We start from the raw sequence: 22,115 nt of genomic DNA on the forward strand, positions 1-22,115 counted from the left end.
TAGCACTTAGCACTTAGCACTTAGCACTTAGCACTTAGCACTTAGCACTTAGTTCCCCCAAGGATTACTGGCATTTGAGCGTTGTTTGCGCGTCCGTGCACGATCTTTGGCTTCTTTTTTCGCTTGAATACGTTTTGCGTCACTAAAACTTAACTCACATGGTTCACCTGGTTTATGATCTTCAGGAATAACGCGGTCACGTGGTGGTAGTTCATATTGAACATCATCGGGTTTAGGTAGATTTTTTAATCTATAAAGATAAAAGTTTTCAACTTTATCTTGTGCCCACTGGGTTTTACGCAAAAATTTAACTGCAGATTTGATGTCAGGGTTGTTTTTAAAACAATTTAGCAGTAGATAAGCATGTAAAAGCTCCCACCCATATTGATCAACTAACTCTGATACAACTTGCTCAAGTTTAACGCCTTGTAGCGGGTTATTGCCGAATAAATCTTCATTACTCATGTTTTACACTCTTTTTCTAAAATCTAATCTCAGAATTATAATTTTTATCACGATAATTTGATACAAGAATATCAAGTCAGTTTGCTTGTGTAATTTACATTTGTTTAGTTTATCGGTAATATTAGTGTGCTTTAATAAGTATTGGCATGACGCCACAACATTGGATGATAGATTTAAGGAATAATATACATGGGTCTTTTTAATAAAATTAAAACACAAGCTACCACTATTGGTTCAAATATCAGCGAATCAACGTCTAAACTAAGCTCTGATATGAGCACCTCAATGAAAGAGAACTCAAAGTTATCGGCGATCCGCTCTGAGATCACTTCAATAGAAGGGCAGCTAAATATTGGTTATCAAGATATTGGTAAAAAATACGTAGAAAATTTACTAGAAAACCAAGGACAAAATATCGAAAGTGCTTTGCAAGAAGCATTAAACCGTGTTGAACCGTTACTTGAGAAAAAAATTGAGCTTGAAGATGAAGCTATTGAAATTGAGAAAAAGCTAAAAGATCAAATCATCATTCAAGAAAAAGCAATTTTTCAAAAAGAATACGATCAAGAAAAAGAGAAGCTTGAAAAAGCCGTTAAACTTGATGTGATCTCTGTAGCAGAAAAAGAACAGAAATTAGCTAAAGCACGATTAAAACTTGATAATTTTGACACTATTCGTAAAGTTAAAAAACAGTATGAAATGAGTTTAATTTCAAAAGACGAATTAAACGAAAAGCTTGCTGCTTTAGGCGTGTAATGACGAAGAAATTAAAGCTTCTTTTACAAGAAGCTTTAATAATACCAATTGAGTTAAATATTTAACCATTCTAGCGGGCTAAATGAAGCGCTAACTACGTCAGTAATTTTTCAAGTAGAACAACGACATGTCAAAATTCCTGCCTTGTTATTACTGCATTTCTATGTCGCTATAAATACTTAGTAACTTAACACGATTGGTAGAACTTATTTTTACTGTTGGCAATTTACTACTACACGGCCTCGGATATTTCCGGCCATCAGCTCATCAGCCGCGTTAATAACCTGCTCTAAATTAATTTCAGTCGATATTTTATCTAAGTAGCTCTGCTCAACAAGCTCACCTAGACGTTGCCATGCTTGGATGCGGTCGACCTTTGGACGCATTACACTGTCTATGCCGATTAATGAAATACCACGCAAAATAAACGGCGCAACGGATGCAGGAAAATCCATGCCTTGTGCTAAACCGCAAGCAGTAACTACACCGCCATACTTTAAAGAAGCACAAATATTAGCAAGGGTATGACTGCCAACCGAATCAATGGCTGCAGCAAAACGTTCTTTTGCTAATGGCTTACCTGGATTTGATAGCTCATTTCGATCGATCACTTCAGAGGCGCCAAGTTGTTTTAAATGTTCGCTTTGATCTACACGACCTGTTGCTGCAACTACGGTAAAACCTAGTAGATTAAGTAAATAGACGGCAAAACTACCTACACCACCGTTTGCACCCGTAACTAAAATATCACCAGATTCGGGAGTGATGCCTTGCTTTTCAAGCGCAATAATACTGAGCATCGCGGTGTAACCGGCAGTACCAATTTGCATGGCCTGTTTAGGTGTTAACGACGTTGGGAGTGGGAGCAACCAATTGCCATTAACAGCGGCTTGTTGAGCCAGACCCCCCCAGTATTTTTCGCCAACACCAAAGCCATTTAGTAATACCAACTGATCAATAGCGAACTCGCTAGAATCACTGGCTGTTACTTTACCCACTAAATCAATACCCGGCACCATAGGAAATGAGCGCACCACGGGGCCTTTTCCTGTAATAGCTAGACCATCTTTATAATTTAGGGTGCTGTAAAGCACATCTAGTTTGACAGGGAGATTGGGTAATTCGCTATTATTTAGTGTTTGTACTGACGCGGTATACTTATCGTCAGTATTATTTATAACAATGGCTTTAAATTGATTGTTCATCTGGACTCCATTTAGACCGATCGTCTTTTAATTGTTATGAATAAAGAGCAATTACTTAAGCCGTTACCTAAGCAATGCACGTAAAAACATTTCAGTATATAAAATAAGTGGCTGAGTATTTTTAGTTAGCTTGGCACGCATTACAGCACCTTCCCAGCCAATCCAAAAAAATTCACTCATTTGTGTGGTATTCACGTTGGCTGCAATTACACGCTCCTGCTGAGCTTGTGCCAAGCAAACTTGCACATGTTGTTGCCAAATCTCGTAGCTGGTTAATAGTTTATTTTTAAAGTCATCGCTGAGGTGGTTTAGTTCCTGATTTAAATTACCGACTAGACAACCGCGACTAAAATCGTACTTTTGCATACCCCTTGCTGCACTTTGGGTGAAATTGATTAGTCGCTCTAAAGGAGGGATATCGCTTGCCCCTAGATAGCGAATAAGTTTAGCAACAAAGTAATCGTTATAAGCGTCTATAACAGCTAAGCCGTAGGCATCTTTATTATTAAAGTAGTGGTAAAAAGAACCTTTTGGAACACCTACTTTTTTTAAAATAGTATCAAGTCCTGTGGCACTGAAGCCAAACTCGGTAAGTGTTTCTACCCCCGTAGCAATAAGTAACGCTTTGGTGTCGGCATTACTGCGGGCAACTTTTGGTGGGCGACCACGTCGTGGTGGATTTTGACTGTTTTTTAGCATAAACACATATTAGACCGATCGTATTAATATACCCAAACCACCTCAAGATGCGAGTTTCAGTTGGAATTAAAAGCGATTTAGGCAAGGCATTGATTGCAAGTAATAGTGGTTCTATTGTTAAAATCAATAACGCAGTATAAATCGCTTTTAAACCAACCCGTTGGGCGTTTCACAGGCACTTACTCTCAGCGTTGTTACTTCTTAAAAGGGGCTGCCATTGTTGCAAAGTAACGCCTTGATACTAAGCCCCTGTGAAACGCTGAATTCTGTATATTGAGGTGGTTTGGGTATAGTTGCAAGGATTAATTATTAAACAATTTAAAAATGTACGTGAAATGTGGGCTAATTAAGTGTGAATAAGCCGCAGTAAAGTGGTCTGAAATAAGTTCAAAAATTAAACTTCTTTACTATTAATGAGTTGAAATAAATTTGTCATAATTACATTTTTTATAGGAACTTCACCCATAAACCGCAGTCACAATTAGAGCAGGAAACTGCGTGTTAGTGATTAGATAGTCGTAATTTTTTGTACATATATGGGTCGCACAGAAGATGGTACGACCACTTTACTTTTTTATATGTTAATTCATTTTTGCATCAGCAGCTTAGTTAAAGTCAATTTATTTAATTGCTTTTGTGATTTGAATTTAACAGTTTTATTAACTATTCATTAAATGTAGATGTCACGAACACTACAAATATATAAATATAAAAGGTGAGGATTTACCTATGAAGAGACAGAAAAGAGATCGGTTAGAAAGAGCTCATTCTCAAGGCTTTAAAGCAGGCCTCGCGGGCCGTTCAAAAGACCTATGCCCTTATCAACAAGTAGACCCAAAATCAGAGTGGTTAGGCGGTTGGCGCGAAGCGATAGAAAATCGCAATATGTATAAAACCTAATTTTTAAGTATTGAATTAAAGCAAAAACGCCGCTGTTTATGAAACAGCGGCGTTTTTGTAGCTGGGTTTTAATTACAAAATTAAAACGCGCTAGTATCTTGGAATAAACCAACTTTTAAATCTTTTGCTTCGTAGATAACGCGGCCATCTACTTCAACAGTACCATCAGCCATCCCCATGAATAATTTACGTTTAATAACGCGCTTCATGGTCAAACGGTAGGTCACTTTTTTTGCTGTTGGTAAAATTTGCCCAGTAAATTTAACTTCACCTACACCTAGCGCACGGCCAAGACCAGGACCACCAGACCAACCAAGGAAAAAGCCAACCAGTTGCCACATTGCATCTAAACCAAGACAACCTGGCATGACTGGATCACCTTTAAAGTGACAAGCAAAAAACCAAAGATCAGGGTTAATATCAAGCTCAGCAACGATTTCACCCTTACCATGCTCTCCACCGTCATCAGTGATTGAGACGATACGGTCCATCATTAACATGTTGTCACTTGGTAGACGACAATTGCCTTCTCCAAACATTTCACCTTGACCACATAGGATCAAATCTTCTTTTGTATAACTATTTTTAGGTTCCATAACACTTTTCATCGCTTAGAAATTGCCACGTACTTTAGCGTACACTTGTACGCTAAACAACTCGGAGCAGTTAAAAAAATAATTTATTTGCACGAAATACCACCGCTTAGGTGAAGAACATGCTAATTACACGATTAAATCGCGCAATTACTAGCAAAAATCATTATAATTACCGTGATTTTTTAACCAGTATAAAGGAAGTTTATGATCCTTTTTGTTAACGCACTTACCGTAATTGATTTTTCTTACTTGTGTAATAAACGAGGCGCAGTTGGCGAGAGCTGGATTGTTGATTTAACCTTGCATGGCAAGTTAAATGAAGAGTCTATGGTGCTTGATTTTGGCTTAGTTAAAAAGCAAATCAAAGGCATTATCGACCAATGTATTGATCACAAGCTGGCCATTGGCAACCAAATTAACGGCCAAGTTGAAAACCATGGTGACTACACAACACTTGATTGTACTTTTGGTGATGATCACCACTTAGCAATGAGCGCGCCAAACCAAGCGTTTTGTTTAATTGATGCTGATGTTATTAATGAGCAGTCAGTTATTGAATTTTTAATTGCTACAATCATGCCGCAGTTACCAAGCAATATCGATAAAATCGAAATTGAGTTAAAGCCAGAGCATAGTAAGAGCTTTTATTATCACTATAGTCATGGCCTTAAAAAGCACGACGGTAATTGCCAGCGTATTATTCATGGTCACCGTTCGCAAATTGGTATTGCCCTTGATGGAATGGCAATGCCACGATTACAAAAGCAATGGGCTGATAAATGGCAAGATATTTATTTAGCTACAGCAGAAGATCAAATTCAAGCGCCGCAGCTACAGCACATCAGCGCCAAAGAAAATGACCTCTGTTTTGCCTATACCGCCGCACAAGGCTATTTTGAAATGGCAATAAGTAAAGAACGGTGTGATATTTTACCCATTGATACTACGGTTGAATGTATTGCAGGTTACCTTGCTGAGCAAGTTAAAGCGCAGCATCCTGACAATGACGTAAAAGTCACAGCATACGAAGGTGTGGCCAAAGGGTCCATTTGTTATGCGTAAATTATTAGCCGTTTCGTTATTTGCTACTGTGAGCTTTTTTGCTGATGCAGTGGAGCTAAAAGGTCACTTAACCCAAGGCGGGTTAGTGACTGGTCAAATTGATGGGGTTAAGTCAGTTATTTTTAATGGCCAAGCATTAAAAACCACCGCACAAGGTGAGTTTGTATTTGGCTTTGGCCGTGATGCTGAATTAACCCATCAATTAGCCTGGGTTGATGCAGACGGTGTCAAACATCAGCAAGCGATTGAGATCACTAAACGTGATTATAAAATTGATAAAATTACTGGAGTGGCAAGTAAATATGTGTCACCGCCAAAAGCGGTAAGTGACCGTATCAGCCGCGAAGCTGTGGCAGTAAGAAATGCCCGAAAAGTTGACTCTGAGCTTAGGTATTTTTTAGATCCAGTTTACAAACCTGCACAAGGGCGTATTTCGGGTGTGTATGGTAGCCAACGCTATTTTAATGGTGAGCCTCGTCGGCCACATTTTGGTTTAGATATAGCCAACAAAACAGGCAGCCCTGTTTATGCGCCTGTCAGTGGTACCGTTGTTTTTGCTGATAACGACCTTTATTACTCTGGTGGAACTTTAATTTTAGATCATGGCCACAGTGTCACGTCTACCTACATACACTTAAGTAAGCTTGATGTAAAAGTAGGGGATACCATTAAACGCGGTGATAAAATAGCTGAAATTGGTGCGACTGGTCGTGTAACTGGCCCTCATCTGGATTGGCGTTTTAATTGGAAAGGCGAACGCCTTGATCCTGCACTTATGATGTTAGATAAATTAGCAAACCAAAAGTAGAGAACATGACAACTCAAGTAAACCGTGAAGAAATAATTGCTCAGCGTATTAAAGACTCAACGACTTCGGTCACAAAAACAGTATTTCCTGGGCGCACTAATCACCACAATACCTTGTTTGGTGGTGATGCATTGGCATGGATGGACGAAGTTGCATTTATTGCTGCAACGCGCTTTTGCCGTAAACCATTGGTAACCATTTCATCAGATAGAGTTGATTTTAAAGAAGCTATTCCAGCTGGAACCTTCGCTGAATTGATCTCAAAAGTTGTGCATGTAGGCAATACAAGTTTAAGAGTAGACGTTGAAATATTCTTAGAAACAATGCACAGGGATGATAAACACTCGGCAATTACTGGGAGTTTTACATTCGTTGCGGTCGATGACAATCACAGACCTACGCCGGTTGTATGCGATAAGATGATTTATGGTTTTTAAACCGAGTTGTTAAGTTAAGAAAGCACTTTTATGGTGCTTTCTTTGCTTTATAAAAAGAACACATCATACTATTTTGCACTGTTATATATCTTTAGCATCTGCGTTAAAACAATAATTGAGTAACCAAGTAGGGGTCTTAATCTATTCTCTGCTTGGTTACTCACATTCAAGGTATTAAAGCACCATAGCGGCTATCCAGCCAAATATTAGTAATGGAATATTAAAGTGGATAAAAGTAGGCACAACTGAATCCCAGATATGATCATGCTGACCGTCAGCGTTTAAGCCGGAAGTTGGTCCTAAGGTTGAATCGGAAGCAGGGGAACCAGCATCGCCTAAAGCACCTGCGGTTCCCACTAAAGCTGCGGTTGCCATCATTGAAAAGTTAAGCTCTAAGCACAGTGGCACAAACAAGGTTGCTATTATTGGCACTGTGGAAAATGAGCTGCCAATCCCCATGGTGATCATTAAACCAACTAATAAAATTAGTGCAGCTGCCAAAGGTTTGTTGCCATCAATAATCAATGCGGCGCTTTGTACTAAGCTAGTCACATCGCCTGTCGCTTTCATTACAGAGGCAAACCCTTGAGCTGAGATCATGATAAATCCAATCATTGCCATCATTGCTACGCCTTTGCTAAATACGTCGCTATTTTGCTCCCACTTAACTACGCCAAACAAACTAAAAATCATCACCCCAACTAAGCCACCTAAAATCATTGAACCACTGACATTTTGTGCTGCTAAAGAGGCTAATACCGCTGTAATACCGACTAACAATACTTTTTTAGGTTGTTCTACAACCACATTAGTTGCGTGCTCTTGATGTTCATCATGCTGATAATCCCGACGTTTTCTATAACTGATAAACACAGCTACAATTAACCCAACTAACATGCCACAGGCAGGAATGATCATCGCCATAGGTACTTGGGTATTAATGATATCTAAGCCATTTTCCACTAAGTTTTTATGTAAAATCGAGTATAAATAAATTCCACCAAAGCCATAGGGTAAAACCATATATGAGGTTGCTAGACCAAACGTTAAAATACAGGCAATAGCACGTCGATCTAACCTTAGTTTATTAAATATAACCAGTAGCGGGGGTATCAAAATTGGTATAAAAGCTATATGAACTGGGACTAGGTTCTGCGATGAAATTGCACACACTAAAATTATCAGTAAAATAAAATAGCTTAAATTCGTTTCGCTATTACTACTATTGTTATTTACTTTAGCGAGTAGTTTTGCAGCTAAAATGCGCGTTAAGCCTGATTTTGAAATCGCAACAGCGAATGCGCCTAGCATTGCATAGCTTAGAGCGATCTCAGCTCCGCCAGAGAGGCCTGCGTTAAATGCGTTTAGGGTATCGTTTAAGCTAAGTCCGGCGGTTAAACCGGCGACTAAAGCACTTAAAGTCATAGCAACAATTACATTAACGCGGGCTAAAGTAAGGCCAAGCATTAAAATAACGCCAATCACGACTGCATTCATAGAGTTCTCTTAGTTGTTGTTTTAATTAATTTTACCAGATTTTTACTGTGTTTTTTACGATAAGCGCTAAATATTAGCTGGCGATAACGCACATCGGAGTATAATTGCGCAAATTGCATGATATATGTCCGCTTGTTAGGCAGCTGTTGAGCTGCATATGCTAAAAATTGCAGCGGCGTTTGATTTGACGGTGCAGAAATACCTTGCTTATTACACCAACGCACAACAGTAAGGTAGTCTTTTGCGAGTGAATGCGCTGGCGATTCTGGCTTTTTAGGCCAAGACAAATACACAAAGTAACAAATAAAGGCTAAACATACGGTTGCTATCACGATCAGTGAAATTTGCCAAAACTGTTTATTACCGAATAATTCTTTTAGCAGGGAAGATTGCTTTTGCTGGTCAAAACCTAACACCCAATTTGTCCATTGGTAATCAAGATTTTCAAGCTTAAGCCTTAACCAGTTAATACCAGCAATATTACTCAATCGTAATAAGCCAAAACTCAAGTTGCTAGTAAATTCGCTATTAAGCTGCAAGTGCTGTGATAAAGATCCGTTTAATCGTTCAGGTGAAACAACCGCAGTTGCATCAAAAATTTGCCAACCTTTATTTTTTATAAATACTTCAACCCATGCATGGGCATCATATTGATAGATGCTCATATAACTATTTTGTTGATTATACTCACCACCTAAGTACCCCGAAACAACGCGGGCAGGAATACCAACACTTCTAAACATAAATGCAGCCGTGCTGGCATAATGGCCACAAAAACCACGTTTATTAGCAAATAAAAACTGGTCAAGGGTGTTGTTACCGGTAATTGGATCCGGCGTTAAGGTATAGCTAAAGTTATTATTGGCAAAGTAGTCATACAGTGCTAAATAAAAAGCCTGATCATCGTTATTATGTTGTTCATACAGACGTTTAGCTAAAGACTGCGACTGTAAATTAGTCTCTTTAGCTAATAAACTAAGCTGCACGTTTTGATAGTGTGCAGAGCGAGAGAGTTCAGCCAAGCTAAAAGCATAACTCTGGGCTGTATAGCTGATACTATTAGCTAAAAAACGTTTCCGCAGCAGTAATCCATTGCTGGTTGTTTTTACATCTTGATGGGCCGAGTCGGCAAACTGTAAACCATAAAGCCAAGGCTTAGCGCCAGGCTCTGCAAAAATTTGATAACTATATAATGGTTCACCACGTTCAGCTGAGGTGATTTGGTCAATTACTTGCTGGCTTTTTAAAATGTCCGATATTAACCAGCGTTTACCATCAAACTCATCATGTATAATCGCTCGCCAGTAATAGGGGGAAGATGGCTTTTGCTGATCAAATTTAGCTCGAAATACTAACTCATCTGAATTAGACAGTTTGGCTATATCAAATGGATCAACACTTTCTGACAAACCGGTTTTAGCGAGTTTTGGCCCCGGTAATTGCCAAAATGCGGGAAGTTTCGGTAACAATAATAATAAAAATATCGCTAAAGGTAGTGCTAGCAACAAAAGTTTGCAGCTGTCTTTAGCTGCAATTTTTAAACTATGTTTAGATTCAATCAGCGCTAAAAGCGCAAAATTTAAAATATATAGCATGCTAATTACTAGCGTAGCAAATAAGCTCTGAGAAAATAGATATACTGTTGAGAGACTAAAAAAACTTAACAAAATGATAGTTTGATAATGCTTTTTTGTATTGGCTTGCAGTAATTTAAATAAGCTAGAGAGGATCAGCATCGCAACAAATAAAGTCACCGTATCGCTAAAACCTACGTCATAAAACAAGATCAATAGACTCAAACCGGCCAAAGTATTTGCTAATATGGCAGTGGGTTTATTTCTTTTCAATAAGGTAACGGCTAGATTCCAAATACACAAACTAGCTAATAATGTATTAAATAGAGGAGGTAACTCAGTAAAAATAAAACTCAGCACTAAAATATAAACAATAGATAACGACAAATTGATCGCGGTTAAATTATCAGTGACTTTCATTTTCATCCTTTGCAAAACGGCTTAGTGCTTCTAAACACTGTTTACAATGTTCTTTGGTATCACTGATCGCGTATAGTCCTGCTTCTAATTGCAGGCCATAACTAACGCCTTGTGAGTAAGCCTGAGTTACTAAATAGCTTAATTGTTGTAGGCGGGATTCGGTATTTCCTTGTAACTGATTAAAATCAAAAACAACACTTTGGGCTGAATAATTTACAAACTCTTTTACCATTAATTGCTGAGTTTTTGCGTAATGTTTCCATGATATTCGTTTCATATTCATACCAGTTTGATGAATATTTAAACCATCAAATTCATCACTACCATGGCTGTTTTTATGCAGGCCATCATCAGTGTTGTGGTTATTTTGCAAACTAGCTTCATGCAATGGTTTGAGTTGTTGCGGGTAGACAAATACCGTATGTGCTAATTGCATGTAGCTCCATACCGATACTAATCCAAACGGGTACTTGCTGATTATTTTTAATCGGCGCAAGGGGTATTCACCACGTTCTTTTAATCCTAAATCTAAATTAACTATTTGCTTTTGACTGGTTATTTCATCAACGGTTGTGAGGGTTTTATTTTCATAAATAAACTGCAATGATTGACATTTTTTTTCGGTTTTTAGTTGCAGCTCTAATAATGCAGAGCAGGGAGCATAGCTAGCTATATGATTTTTATAATCAATTTTTAATCCTTTAAGATTGCTATAACCCATAAGTAGCGAAAATATCATTACGACAAGCATTAAATAAGCCATCGCTAAAATCAGATTATTCTGATAATTAATGCCTAATATAAAATTAAGCATAGTAACCACTAAAAAGCTCACGCCCAATTTTGATGGCAAAACATATATTGTGTTATGCGTTAAGGTAAGATGTTCGGTATTATGTTTATTTCTTAGTAATAGCTTGAAAACCTTAGCTTTAAACTGAAACCAAAAAGTAGGGCGCTTTCCTGTTTTATTGTTCATACCTTAAAGTGGCACATCAACAGTATTTATTAATTGTTTGATCTGTTGTGAGCTAACATCATGCTGCAGACCTAAACGATGTTCGCTAACACTAGCAAAAATAGTTTGCACATCATCAGGGGTAACAAAGTCACGACCATCAATAAACGCCCATGCTTTCGCGGCTTTGCCAACTGCAATACTGGCCCGTGGAGATAACGCATTAGCAAATTGGCTGTTATTTCGGGTAGCAGATACAAGCGCCAAAATATAATCAACAACCGGTTCACTTAACATAACAGCACTTACTTTATTTTGTATTTCAATTAATTGTTGTGTATCGATACGTACAGGTAAGTGTGCATAATCACGATTATGTTGGCCTAAAATGAGTTTACGTTCAGCTTCTTTAGGTGGAAAACCCAAACTAATACGAATAAAAAAACGGTCTAATTGAGATTCAGGTAAAGGATAAGTACCTGATTGATATAAAGGGTTTTGAGTTGCTATAACAAAAAATGGTGTTGGTAGGGCATGTTTATCACCATCCATAGTAACTTGGTTTTCTTCCATTGCCTCTAATAAAGCGCTTTGTGTTTTTGGACCTGCGCGATTTATTTCGTCCGCTAAAACAACTTGACTGAAGATAGGCCCTTTATGAAAAGTAAATTTATGCTCATTGGCATTAAAAATACTTGAGCCCAGTATGTCTGAGGGTAATAAATCACTGGTAAATTGCACTCGTTGATATGATAAACCTAATACCGCAGCAAGTGCATGCGATAAAGTGGTTTTACCCATACCTGGCAAATCTTCAATTAATAAATGACCTTGGCTAAATAAGCAGGTTAACGCGAGTTTTATTTGTTGCTGTTTGCCAAAAATAACCTGAGATAAATCATCAATGATCGCTTGTACGGACTGTTTCATAGTAACCTTGTAGGTTGATAAATTACATTAAATGAGTTCGAGGCGTTTCATGACCGTATCAACTTTTTTAGCATTAAATGGTTTTGCAATAAAACCTTTAGCACCTAGTTCCCAAGTATTTTGAACATTTTCGAGGCTGTTATGGCCAGAGCACATGACAACATGTGTATGTGGGTAATTGTCATTTAAGTATTCAAGAATTTCTGTACCATCGGTATCGGGCAGTTCAATATCGAGAAAGATAACATTCGGGGATTTTTCATCAATCAACGTTTTAGCCGATTCAAAATCTCTGCTTTCAAGAATATCTTCAAAACCTAACTCAGTTAAGATCTGATTTAAGTAGTCACGTATATCTTGAACATCATCAATTATTAGGATTGGTTCTAACGGGCGCACAAATTCCATATTGTTTATTTCTTGTGATACAGCTTAAATTGTATTTTTAATACTATGCTAAGCGATAATGAAGCTCAAGAAAGATACTCGAATTAAACTGTATTATTGAAATAAACCACCACTAAGTCCGATACCGTCTAGTATTGGACTTAGTGGTGGTTCTAGTGGTGTATTTGCAGAGGTTCACAGTAATTTATTTAATAACCTATAATTTATATTATGTTAAATAGAGTGAGTTTTATAAGTAACAACCTAATTACCGTGATAAATAAACGCTATTTTCCCTACTTGCATGCAAATTTAGATTAAATCAGTTACATCAATTTCAAATACCTAACTCACACATAACTAATTGTTAAGGCTGGTCGTTTAACTTTGATTCTAAGCGCACTTTAAATCTGTTTTATATTAGCTGACTTTGAGCATTGCTCATTTACACACAACTATATGGTTGAACTATGGTCCTAGCTCTACGATCATTCGTTCGTGTATTTGCTCAATTGTACGTGACAGCTCGTTTAGTATATTCACAGGCAAGTGCCCTAGCGTAAGATGCGTTTTTTATTGCTGACTATCTGGTAGCGACTTTTTAAGCGTGAACTACGGCTTGATTATTTATGACCAGTAAACACTTCGCTTATTTATAAATTGTTTTAGCTTACATAGCTACAATGTTAGCGTATGAAGAATTAGTAAAATCACAGGAGTAATTTGTTTTGATGGGAATTAGCACGAATAAAATACGGTATGCGTCCCCTAATAAAGTTATTGATATTCCGGCTGATAAACGTGTGTTGGTGATTTAGATGCTGATTATAATAAATTTCTACAAGCCATCCATTCAGTAAGTTTTGATCCGCACGCTGATGTACTAATTTCATTAGGTGATGTTATCGACCGTGGCAATGATAGTTTAAAGTTGTTAGATACCTTTTCACAGTTGGGTGTCTATATGGTCTTGGGTAACCATGAGCATATGATGCTCGAGGCACTTGCTAAAGATCAACAAGCGTATGACTTATGGATAAAAAATGGCGGTCTATGGCACAAACATAGTGATAAAAATAGCCTACTAAATGCCTGTAATAAATTAATATCATGCCCACTATCAATTTTATTGAACTACCAAGGCGAAAAAATTGGTTTGTCGCATACTTTAGCTACATGTTGGGATTGGCAGCAACCTATGAAAGTAAATGCTCAACTGATCAGTGACTTATTATGGGATAGACAAATAACGCAGAGTAAAAAACTGGTTCAAAACCTTGGCGTGCTGTTCTCTATTCATGGACATAACGCAACCGCTAAGCCATATTGGATCGACAATACGTACCATATTGATACCAATTATTTAGGCGGGAGCCCTACAATTGTTGAGTTAAGTGAATTAATCAAAAATTTTAAAACGTTGATAAGTTAGTAACTTACAGTTAGGCACTAGATAAATAAAATTACCAGCTAGTGCCCATATGTTTAATGCAGCGCTGCAGTAAATGGAATGTTTTTACATATTTCAGCTTCAGCGATAAGAATTTCTTCTAATCGTGCATCGACCTCATTTTTATCAAAATATTCATAAGCCAGCTCGACAAATAAGTTCTTATGTTTTTCTTCCGATTTAGCTATTGCCACATAAAAATCTTTTTCTTTGCCGATTGGTAATGCTTGTGCAACTAAAGAGAAACGCTCGTGTCCCCTCGCCTCAATTACGGCACCGACTAATAATCTATCCATTAAGAACTCGTCGCGGCCATTTCTAAAAATCGCGCGAATTTGTTTCACGTAGGGATCTTTTTGGTCGTTGCCTAAGTTAACATCACGATCAAGCAGTAGCTTTAATACTTGTTTAAAGTGGATCATTTCTTCCAGTGCTAAATCTGTCATTGCTTTTACAAGCTTGCGGCGATCTGGATAATGCGACAACATCGACATAGCCATACCGGATGCTTTTTTTTCTGCAGCGGCATGATCTTGTAAAAAGGTGTCAAAGTCTGCCATCACAGCTTCGGTCCATGCAAATGGAGTGTGGTATTTTAATTCGAACATAAATATTTTACCTAAAAACTAATGGCGAGATTTTAACGCAATTGAACTACAAAATCTTGTTACAGCAATAATTTTTAATCACCTTGAGTAGTTACTTCCTATCAAGACGATGGGTATAGATATTTATCGATTTTACCATTTGCTGTTGAAGCAACTTTTAGTGGATGTTTTACTGCATTCCAAGCTGTTACTTTGCCACCAATATTCATTTTTTCAAACTCTGTCAGTTCAGTTTGTAATTGCAAAAAATCACAAAGCTGATTAAAACTGTTTGGATGGGCGATATCTATTGATAAAAAGTCAGCTGTTCGCTTAGCAAAATAGTTATGCGCAGCACTTTTGTGTTGCTCATAGCATTGTTGCAAATAGGCATCACTGTGTAACTCATCAACAGAAAAACGGCCAAAGGTATGCAGATAACAACGCTTAATATGAGGGTTGAACCCCCCATCCGCTCGCATCAAGTTGGTGTGCATTCTCAGTAATAATTGGCGAATTGAAGGCAGCCATTTATCTGCTTCTCGCTCTAAATAGATAAATTTAGCACCTGGATAAAGTGAATCTAAATATTCGTAATCATTAAAAATTGGGGTGTCAGCGATCACTTGCGCTTGGTTAAAACATTGCTTGGTATAGGCTGTATGGGCACAACTAAAACCAAGTTGTAAAAATGCATGGCATACACTGGTTGTGCCCGTACGAGGTAGGCCAATTATAAAGATTCTCTCTGACATTTAATAAAGGCGTGTAAGTAATAAGATAAACGCATTTAACACTATTATTAAGAAGGTTGTTAGCGCGCCAATTTGGCGATAGCGGAGATTTTTATCGACAATACCCAAATTATGAAATACGCGCCCTATCAGTAATGCTGCCCCAAATGCGTGGCAATAATGACTGGCTAAACCTTGATACTCGACTAAAAACAATAAAATAATTGCAAGAGGAACATACTCAATAAAATTACCATGCGCGCGCATGGCGCATTGCAGTTGTTGATTACCACCATCACCAAGTGAAATTCGTTCAGCTCGACGAACTTTAACTACGTTCATCGTTAAATAAATATAAAAAAGTGCTAATAAAGCAGCATATAAAGATACAATCACAATAAACCTAATTTTTATCTAAGTGTTTATAAAAACTTGTGTATTACCAAGTCTCCCTAATTATTGGTAGTACTATACAACTATTGTTATTTAAATAACAAATGATAATCAACCAGTACAGTATCAATGGCGTTTACTATTTATCCGATTAATCATGATGAAATATAAATAAAGTAACAACATCTTACCGCCCGCGATTAGAAGCCCATATATTATAGATTTTAAACCTGCAGCGGACAAAAAATACGTTCCTATTGGCACTGTTACTATTAATAATTAGACCTGCAACAAAGTTTGTTGTTAAGCTTACTGCATAAACTAGCTGTTGTTGGTGCAACAACTAAGTCATCTTAGGGTTCATATATGTTTACTCCGCGAAAATTTGCCGATAATTACCGAGAATTAGTCAGTAGTATTGGTTTCTATCCATCGTTATTATCGGTGATATTTTTATTGTTTGCAGTACTTGTTACCACAACAGAGTACACCTCTTTTGTTATGGAGCTTAAGTCGCTGCTTGAGGTACTATTGGTTGATAGCGAAGAAAATGCACGAACGATTCTAAGTACATTAACGGGTAGTATTATTTCGCTAACTGTTTTTAGTTTTTCTATGGTTATGGTGGTACTAAATAGTGCCAGCGCAAGTCTATCACCAAGAGTATTACCGGGGCTTATAACGCGTAAATCACATCAACTTGTTTTGGGTTTTTATCTCGGCAGTATTATTTTTTCAATCGTTATGCTGATCAACATCCGTACTATGGATAATGGTGAAATAGGAATTCCTTCATTGGGCATACTTTTTTCACTTGTTTTTGGCCTGATATCGTTAGGCTTTTTTGTATTTTTCATCCATTCAATTTCAAGGGCTATTCAAGTCGATAACGTATTAAACGACTTATATAAGAATACTAAAAATGAATTGAAATCGATTATTAGCATGCAAAAAGATAACCCTATCGATGTATTTCCTAACTTTGACGATTGGTCGAGTATTTCAAGTAAAACAGAAGGTTACTTTAAAGGCGTGAATAGCGATAAACTATGTGCCCTTTGCCAACAACATGATATAAAAATTTATGTTGTAGTTAAGCAGGGTTTTTTTACTGTTGAAGGCTATCCGTTTTTAAAATGTAATCATGATTTATCTGATAACGTGCAACTCCTTGAAGATCTACTTAATTGCTTTATTTTTTATATCGAAGAATATGTAAGTGACAATTATAGGTTTGGAATGACACAGATTTCAGAGATTGCAGTGAAAGCGATGAGCCCGGGTATTAACGATCCTGGTACTGCGGTAAAGGCGATCGATATGCTCAGTATTTTACTCATTGATCGATTAAGCATATATAACGTTAATTACTCTTTAAAACATAGTGATGATAAACAGCCACTGTTATATTTCCATGAAACATCATTTGATGAATTATTGCATGATAACTTCACGCCAATCCGCAACTATGCAAAAAGTGATGGTTATGTGATGAATAATGTACTCGAAGCGTTCAAAAACATTTTGTTCAGAACCCACCAGAACAGTAAAGCAGCGCAGAGTCTATTTACTTATTTAGATGCTATTATCGATGATGTAAATGAGAATATTAGTAATCAGTATGATCGCGACCAAATAATTAATATGCTTAATGCTATCGCGAGGATCTCCCCTGAAATGGGAGATAAATTGGTGGCGAAATTTCGCCACCAATGAGTTGAGTGTTAATTTTTAATTAAATAAATTGCATAACTGTCTGCTGAAATTGTGATTTCGCCAGCATGATAGGCATCAGGTACGAAATTGCCTGAATTACTGTCTGACAGCATGGTTTTTTCAGCACGCATGTAAGGTTGAGCTGATACGTTCATAGGGGCATTTGAAGCACTATACAAACCTTTGAGTTCTACGTCGTATTCAGCTGCAAATTCTTTTGCCGCTGATTTTGCATCTGCAATTGCCATTTTTTGCACTTTCTTTTGCAATGACTCGTAACGACTCGATGTGAACTCAGTTTGATTTATTTCATTAATGCCTGCGTTCACTAAACTTTGCAGCAGTAATGGATATTTTGTTACATCCGTCAGTGTGAGTGAAAGTGTGCGACTAACTCGGTAACCAATAAAGTCTTGTTTACCTGTTTCACGGTTATATTGATTTTCTCGGTTAATTGAGATCTGTGAACCATAAATACTTTTTTCATCAATCCCCTGCTGCTTTGCTAATTTAATCGCTTTAGCCATAGTTTGATCAGCTTTTTGTTTAGCGCTCATCAAGTCCTTATCAACTTCAACAATGGCAACGCCTAACTTTACATTATCGGCAATAGTGGAGATTTGCGCTTGGCCTTGAATATAAATGTGTGGGGCATCTGGTGTACTGGCTGCAAATACATTGAAACTTAGAGTCGCGGCTAACAATGGTAAATAACGCATACATATCCTTAATAATTTTAATAACGTTATTAGATACCGTACGCGGTTAATTTAAAATGAACAAGCATAAAAAAACAGGCCGAAGCCTGTTTCTAGATAATTTACTAGTTAATCAGCAGTGATCGCTTAGATACTACAACGTTTGTAATTACGGTATTTTGGTAACCAGTAATTTCTGTCAATTGCCGCCCATAACATATCATCGCTGATCTCAAGCGCTGCCCCCTCTTCGATGGCTTTTTTAGCCACCCCAAAAGCAATACGTTTACTCAGTGTTTCAATTTCTGTTAGTGCAGGTAATAAACTCCCTTTACCGGTATTAGCCCGAGGTGATGATTCTGCCAATATTTCACTCGACACCATGAGCATTGCATCAGTAATACGGGTGGCTTTCGCTGCAATAACACCTAAACCAATACCTGGGAAAATATAGCTGTTATTACATTGTGGAATTACAAATGTTTCACCGTCATAAACAACCGGTGCAAATGGGCTGCCAGTTGCAACAATCGCTTTGCCTTGTGTCCAATTGATCACATCTTCCGGCAGTGCTTCAACTTGCTTAGATGGATTACTTAACGGGAAAATAACGGGCTGTTCGCATCCATTATGCATGGCGCGAATAACTTGCTCAGTAAATAAACCAGGTTGCCCTGATACACCAATGAGAATATCAGGAGCTGTGCAGTGCATCACATCTAGCAATGATGCGTATTCACCGCTGTATGTCCAATCAGCTAATTTATCTGTAGGTTGAGCAAGTGCTTGCTGGAAGTCGCGCAGTCCTTCCATACCTTGAGTTAACAAACCAAAACGATCAACCATGAAAACTTGGCTGCGAGCTTGTTCGTCAGAAATACCTTCCGACACCATTTGCGTAATGATTTGCTCGGCAATACCACAACCTGCGGAGCCTGCGCCTACAAACACTACTTTTTGTTCTGATAATTGTTCATTCTTCACACGACATGCAGCAAGCAACGAACCAACTGTAACCGCTGCTGTGCCTTGAATATCATCATTAAAACTGCAAATTTCATCACGGTAGCGTTTTAATAAAGGCATCGCATTAGGCTGTGCAAAGTCTTCAAATTGTAATAACACATTTGGCCAACGACGCTTAACGGCTTTAATAAATAGATCTAAAAATTCATCGTATTCATCTTGTGCAATACGTTTATGGCGAGCACCCATATACATAGGATCGTTTAATAACTTTTCGTTATTCGTTCCTACATCAAGCATAACCGGTAGCGTATAGGCTGGGCTTATGCCACCACAGGCGGTATAAAGTGATAGTTTACCAATTGGAATACCCATGCCACCAATACCTTGGTCGCCTAAACCAAGAATACGTTCACCATCGGTAACAACGATAACTTTTACTTTGCCTTTGGTCGCATTACGTAAAATATCATCGATTTGATAACGATCTTCATAAGAGATAAATAAACCGCGCGCGCTACGATAAATATCTGAGAATTTTTCACAGGCATCACCCACGGTTGGGGTGTAAATAATAGGCAACATTTCTTCAAGATGGTCACGCACTAAACGGTAGTAAAGTGTTTCGTTGTTATCTTGGATGGCGCGTAAATAAATGTGTTTATTTAGGTTGTCTTTAAAACTTGAATATTGTTGATAACAACGTTCAACCTGCTCTTCAATCGTTTCATAGCGTGGAGGCAGTAATCCCGCAAGGTTGAAACTTTCACGCTCTTTTTGAGTAAATGCACTGCCTTTATTTAAGAGTGGCGTTTCGATCAGACCAGGGCCTGAGTGATGAATATAAAGATAATTTGGGTCAGTATTTGTAGTCATAAGTCCAAGCTTAACGAAGTCTTTAAGTTACGATCTGTCATTATTACTGTTGAATATTAAAAAGCAATGATATTCAATCTTGTCAGACCATTAGGAGAAAATAAGACGTGTGTGCTTAACACACACGTAAAAGTAGATTGTACATTAAATCACGATGTCAATTAAGGCTTATTCACAGGCATTTCGTGCTCTTTAAGAACAATACTTTGCTCACTTAAAGCGATCCCTTCGCGGCGAGGATCTGCGGCACCAAATAAAGTGCCATTGACGACTTCAACCGCATGCAAGCCAGAGTTTAAATCGACCACTTTTACTGTATGACCCCGCTTTTGTAAATCAGGAATAATCGCCTCGATAGCGGTGCCTTTTTCAATACTAGTGTAATTATTATTACGATTAGTAATTCTTGGCAAGTCAATGGCTTGTTGAGCAGTTAGTTGCCAATCTAGTACGCCAATAACTACTTGCGCGACATAGTCGATAATTCGGCTACCGCCAGGTGAGCCGACCACTAAGCGTAAACTGCCATCGTTATTAAACACCATCACCGGTGACATTGAGCTGCGCGGACGTTTACCTGCTTCAACGCGGTTGGCCAATAATTTGCCGTTTTTTCGCGGCGACAAGGCAAAGTCGGTTAATTGGTTGTTTAATATATAACCGTTCACCATAACCGTTGAACCAAACGCCATTTCTATTGAGCTGGTCATTGATACCGCGTTCCCTTCACTGTCAACAATAGATACATGGGTAGTAGATGGCAATTCATACGCATCATCTTGTGCGTAACTTAGTAATGGACGAGGCTGCCCTGCATAGGCTTTTTCATCTCGCTCACTTATTAATTTTGTTCGTTGCTCGATATAGCGTTTATCGAGTAGCTCATTAGTAGGAATATCTGCAAAATCAGGGTCGCCCATATACACATTACGATCCGCAAAAGCGAGTCGCGATGCTTGGCTAAAATAATGCAGGGCTTGTGCCGAATTAGCTTTAAATTGACCCATGTTCTTATCTTCAAGCAAAGCGAGAATTTGTAACACCGCGACTCCGCCACTGCTCGGTGGTGCCATAGAACATACTTTATAGCTATGGTACGGGGTGCAAACTGCGTCACGTTGTTTACTTTGATAATTAGCTAGATCGGTTAATGCTAAAGTGCCTGGCGCAACAATAGAATGAGTGACCGCAGCAACCATTTGCTTAGCGTTATCGCCTTTATAAAAAGCATCAATGCCTTTACTGGCGATTTTTTTGTAAACTTCAGCAAGTGGTTGGTTCGTTTTAACAGTACCAACAGCAAGCGGTTTACCATCTGGAAAAAAATAATCACGGATCACCGGAAGTGTTGTCACCCCAGGGTTTATTTGTTTGGCTAATAAAGCGTGTAAACGCGGCGATACTACAAATCCTTGTTCAGCAAGTTCTATGGCTGGTTTAAACAGCTCCGCCCATGCAAGTTTGCCATATTGTTGATGCGCTTTAGCAAAGGCATGCAATAAACCAGGTACACCCACTGAACGGCCGCCAACCACTGCTTCAATCCAAGGTGCCGCGTTACCTTTTTCATCTAAAAACAATGTTTCGTCAGCATTACTTGGCGCTGTTTCGCGGCCATCAAAGCTGGTTAGCTTATTATGACCTTTGTCAAAATGCAGCATAAAAGTCCCACCACCAATTCCTGATGATTGCGGCTCGACCAAGGTCAAGACTAATTGCGTTGCAATGGCAGCATCGACTGCACTGCCGCCCTTAGCGAGTATGGTTTGTCCTGCTTTAGCAGCATAGGGGTTTGCCGCAGCAACCATATACTGCTGACCAGTGACATGTTGCTTAAGTTGATGGCCAGTGGCGGCTTCTGGCTCGCGTACTTCCCGTGGTGTTTGAGTGGCTAAAACCGGTAAAGTAAAAAGAGTAAAACTAAAGACGACGCTGGTTTTAAAAGGTAAAAACATAAAAAGACCTTAATTGCATTGAGATGTTTGGCATCTTAAAGTTAAA

The 22,115-nt window shown here is 38.2% G+C and carries 21 protein-coding genes and 1 pseudogene; 7 read left to right on the forward strand and 15 right to left on the reverse strand.

Annotated elements, in window-relative coordinates; genetic code table 11:
• Positions 1 to 48: 48 nt before the first annotated feature.
• On the reverse strand, positions 49 to 465 hold the full coding sequence (locus H5158_RS17390; protein ID WP_145233938.1) for a VF530 family DNA-binding protein: 417 nt from the start codon (positions 463 to 465) through the stop codon (positions 49 to 51).
• A 189-nt stretch (positions 466 to 654) separates the two neighbouring features.
• On the opposite strand from H5158_RS17390, the gene H5158_RS17395 reads away from it, so the two are divergent.
• Positions 655 to 1,221, forward strand: a complete 567-nt coding sequence (locus H5158_RS17395; RefSeq protein ID WP_149981103.1) for a hypothetical protein — start codon at positions 655 to 657, stop codon at positions 1,219 to 1,221.
• A gap of 212 nt (positions 1,222 to 1,433) precedes the next feature.
• Here H5158_RS17395 and H5158_RS17400 read toward each other — a convergent pair whose 3' ends face one another.
• Positions 1,434 to 2,426: an MDR family oxidoreductase gene (locus tag H5158_RS17400; RefSeq protein WP_182740519.1), complete on the reverse strand. Its 993-nt coding sequence runs from the start codon at positions 2,424 to 2,426 to the stop codon at positions 1,434 to 1,436.
• A 63-nt stretch (positions 2,427 to 2,489) separates the two neighbouring features.
• Positions 2,490 to 3,125 (reverse strand): TetR/AcrR family transcriptional regulator, encoded by a 636-nt coding sequence (locus tag H5158_RS17405; protein WP_182718837.1) that lies wholly within the window; start codon positions 3,123 to 3,125, stop codon positions 2,490 to 2,492.
• A gap of 729 nt (positions 3,126 to 3,854) precedes the next feature.
• Here H5158_RS17405 and rmf point away from each other — a divergent pair.
• Positions 3,855 to 4,025 carry a ribosome modulation factor gene (rmf, locus tag H5158_RS17410; RefSeq protein WP_016707188.1) on the forward strand — a complete coding sequence of 57 codons (171 nt, stop codon included), beginning with the start codon at positions 3,855 to 3,857 and terminating at the stop codon, positions 4,023 to 4,025.
• Positions 4,026 to 4,105: 80 nt separating this feature from the next.
• On the opposite strand, the gene fabA is transcribed toward rmf, so the two are convergent.
• The gene (fabA, locus tag H5158_RS17415) at positions 4,106 to 4,621 is read right to left on the reverse strand and encodes a bifunctional 3-hydroxydecanoyl-ACP dehydratase/trans-2-decenoyl-ACP isomerase (protein ID WP_182718839.1); all 516 of its coding nucleotides are present in this window, start codon (positions 4,619 to 4,621) and stop codon (positions 4,106 to 4,108) included.
• A gap of 204 nt (positions 4,622 to 4,825) precedes the next feature.
• On the opposite strand from fabA, the gene H5158_RS17420 reads away from it, so the two are divergent.
• The 3 genes from H5158_RS17420 to H5158_RS17430 are packed head-to-tail and all read left to right on the forward strand — an operon-like array spanning position 4,826 to position 6,928.
• Positions 4,826 to 5,683, forward strand: coding sequence for a 6-carboxytetrahydropterin synthase (locus H5158_RS17420; protein WP_149981106.1), 858 nt, complete (start codon positions 4,826 to 4,828; stop codon positions 5,681 to 5,683).
• Positions 5,676 to 6,491 carry a M23 family metallopeptidase gene (locus H5158_RS17425; RefSeq protein ID WP_182718841.1) on the forward strand — a complete coding sequence of 272 codons (816 nt, stop codon included), beginning with the start codon at positions 5,676 to 5,678 and terminating at the stop codon, positions 6,489 to 6,491. Before H5158_RS17420 ends, H5158_RS17425 begins: the two co-directional genes overlap by 8 nt.
• 5 nt (positions 6,492 to 6,496) lie before the next feature.
• Complete coding sequence (locus H5158_RS17430) at positions 6,497 to 6,928, forward strand: acyl-CoA thioesterase (RefSeq protein ID WP_064666260.1); 432 nt, start codon at positions 6,497 to 6,499, stop codon at positions 6,926 to 6,928.
• Positions 6,929 to 7,102: 174 nt separating this feature from the next.
• Here H5158_RS17430 and H5158_RS17435 read toward each other — a convergent pair whose 3' ends face one another.
• The 5 genes from H5158_RS17435 to H5158_RS17455 form a co-directional block, all read right to left on the reverse strand.
• Positions 7,103 to 8,425 (reverse strand): Na+/H+ antiporter family protein, encoded by a 1,323-nt coding sequence (locus H5158_RS17435; RefSeq protein ID WP_182740520.1) that lies wholly within the window; start codon positions 8,423 to 8,425, stop codon positions 7,103 to 7,105.
• A complete protein-coding gene (locus tag H5158_RS17440) occupies positions 8,422 to 10,419 on the reverse strand; it encodes a DUF3488 and transglutaminase-like domain-containing protein (RefSeq protein ID WP_182740521.1) in 1,998 nt (665 codons plus the stop codon). Before H5158_RS17440 ends, H5158_RS17435 begins: the two co-directional genes overlap by 4 nt.
• Positions 10,406 to 11,233, reverse strand: coding sequence for a DUF58 domain-containing protein (locus H5158_RS17445; RefSeq protein WP_182718843.1), 828 nt, complete (start codon positions 11,231 to 11,233; stop codon positions 10,406 to 10,408). The genes H5158_RS17440 and H5158_RS17445 overlap by 14 nt, the downstream gene beginning before the upstream one ends.
• 168 nt (positions 11,234 to 11,401) lie before the next feature.
• Positions 11,402 to 12,307 (reverse strand): MoxR family ATPase, encoded by a 906-nt coding sequence (locus H5158_RS17450; RefSeq protein ID WP_182740522.1) that lies wholly within the window; start codon positions 12,305 to 12,307, stop codon positions 11,402 to 11,404.
• Between the two features lie 27 nt (positions 12,308 to 12,334).
• Complete coding sequence (locus tag H5158_RS17455; RefSeq protein WP_145233960.1) at positions 12,335 to 12,715, reverse strand: response regulator; 381 nt, start codon at positions 12,713 to 12,715, stop codon at positions 12,335 to 12,337.
• 793 nt (positions 12,716 to 13,508) lie between these two features.
• Here H5158_RS17455 and H5158_RS17460 point away from each other — a divergent pair.
• Positions 13,509 to 14,126, forward strand: a pseudogene (locus H5158_RS17460) (metallophosphoesterase); the annotation flags it as partial.
• A gap of 53 nt (positions 14,127 to 14,179) precedes the next feature.
• Here H5158_RS17460 and H5158_RS17465 read toward each other — a convergent pair.
• From H5158_RS17465 to H5158_RS17475, 3 genes are all read right to left on the reverse strand, one after another.
• Positions 14,180 to 14,752, reverse strand: a complete 573-nt coding sequence (locus H5158_RS17465; protein WP_149981156.1) for a tRNA-(ms[2]io[6]A)-hydroxylase — start codon at positions 14,750 to 14,752, stop codon at positions 14,180 to 14,182.
• 101 nt (positions 14,753 to 14,853) lie between these two features.
• Positions 14,854 to 15,486: a sulfotransferase family protein gene (locus H5158_RS17470; protein ID WP_182718846.1), complete on the reverse strand. Its 633-nt coding sequence runs from the start codon at positions 15,484 to 15,486 to the stop codon at positions 14,854 to 14,856.
• Positions 15,487 to 15,861 (reverse strand): MAPEG family protein, encoded by a 375-nt coding sequence (locus tag H5158_RS17475; protein WP_182718847.1) that lies wholly within the window; start codon positions 15,859 to 15,861, stop codon positions 15,487 to 15,489.
• 363 nt (positions 15,862 to 16,224) lie between these two features.
• Here H5158_RS17475 and H5158_RS17480 point away from each other — a divergent pair, with 363 nt between their 5' ends.
• Complete coding sequence (locus H5158_RS17480; RefSeq protein WP_182740523.1) at positions 16,225 to 17,574, forward strand: DUF2254 domain-containing protein; 1,350 nt, start codon at positions 16,225 to 16,227, stop codon at positions 17,572 to 17,574.
• An 8-nt stretch (positions 17,575 to 17,582) separates the two neighbouring features.
• Here the strand turns inward: H5158_RS17480 and H5158_RS17485 are convergent, their stop codons facing one another.
• From H5158_RS17485 to ggt, 3 genes are all read right to left on the reverse strand, one after another.
• A complete protein-coding gene (locus tag H5158_RS17485; protein WP_182740524.1) occupies positions 17,583 to 18,293 on the reverse strand; it encodes an SIMPL domain-containing protein in 711 nt (236 codons plus the stop codon).
• Between the two features lie 126 nt (positions 18,294 to 18,419).
• Positions 18,420 to 20,114 (reverse strand): NAD-dependent malic enzyme, encoded by a 1,695-nt coding sequence (locus tag H5158_RS17490; RefSeq protein WP_182718850.1) that lies wholly within the window; start codon positions 20,112 to 20,114, stop codon positions 18,420 to 18,422.
• Between the two features lie 161 nt (positions 20,115 to 20,275).
• Positions 20,276 to 22,069: a gamma-glutamyltransferase gene (ggt, locus tag H5158_RS17495; RefSeq protein ID WP_182740525.1), complete on the reverse strand. Its 1,794-nt coding sequence runs from the start codon at positions 22,067 to 22,069 to the stop codon at positions 20,276 to 20,278.
• Positions 22,070 to 22,115 lie beyond the last annotated feature (46 nt).

It is taken from the genome of Pseudoalteromonas sp. SR45-6 (genome assembly GCF_014163545.1).
In the GTDB taxonomy this organism is placed as follows: domain Bacteria; phylum Pseudomonadota; class Gammaproteobacteria; order Enterobacterales; family Alteromonadaceae; genus Pseudoalteromonas; species Pseudoalteromonas rhizosphaerae.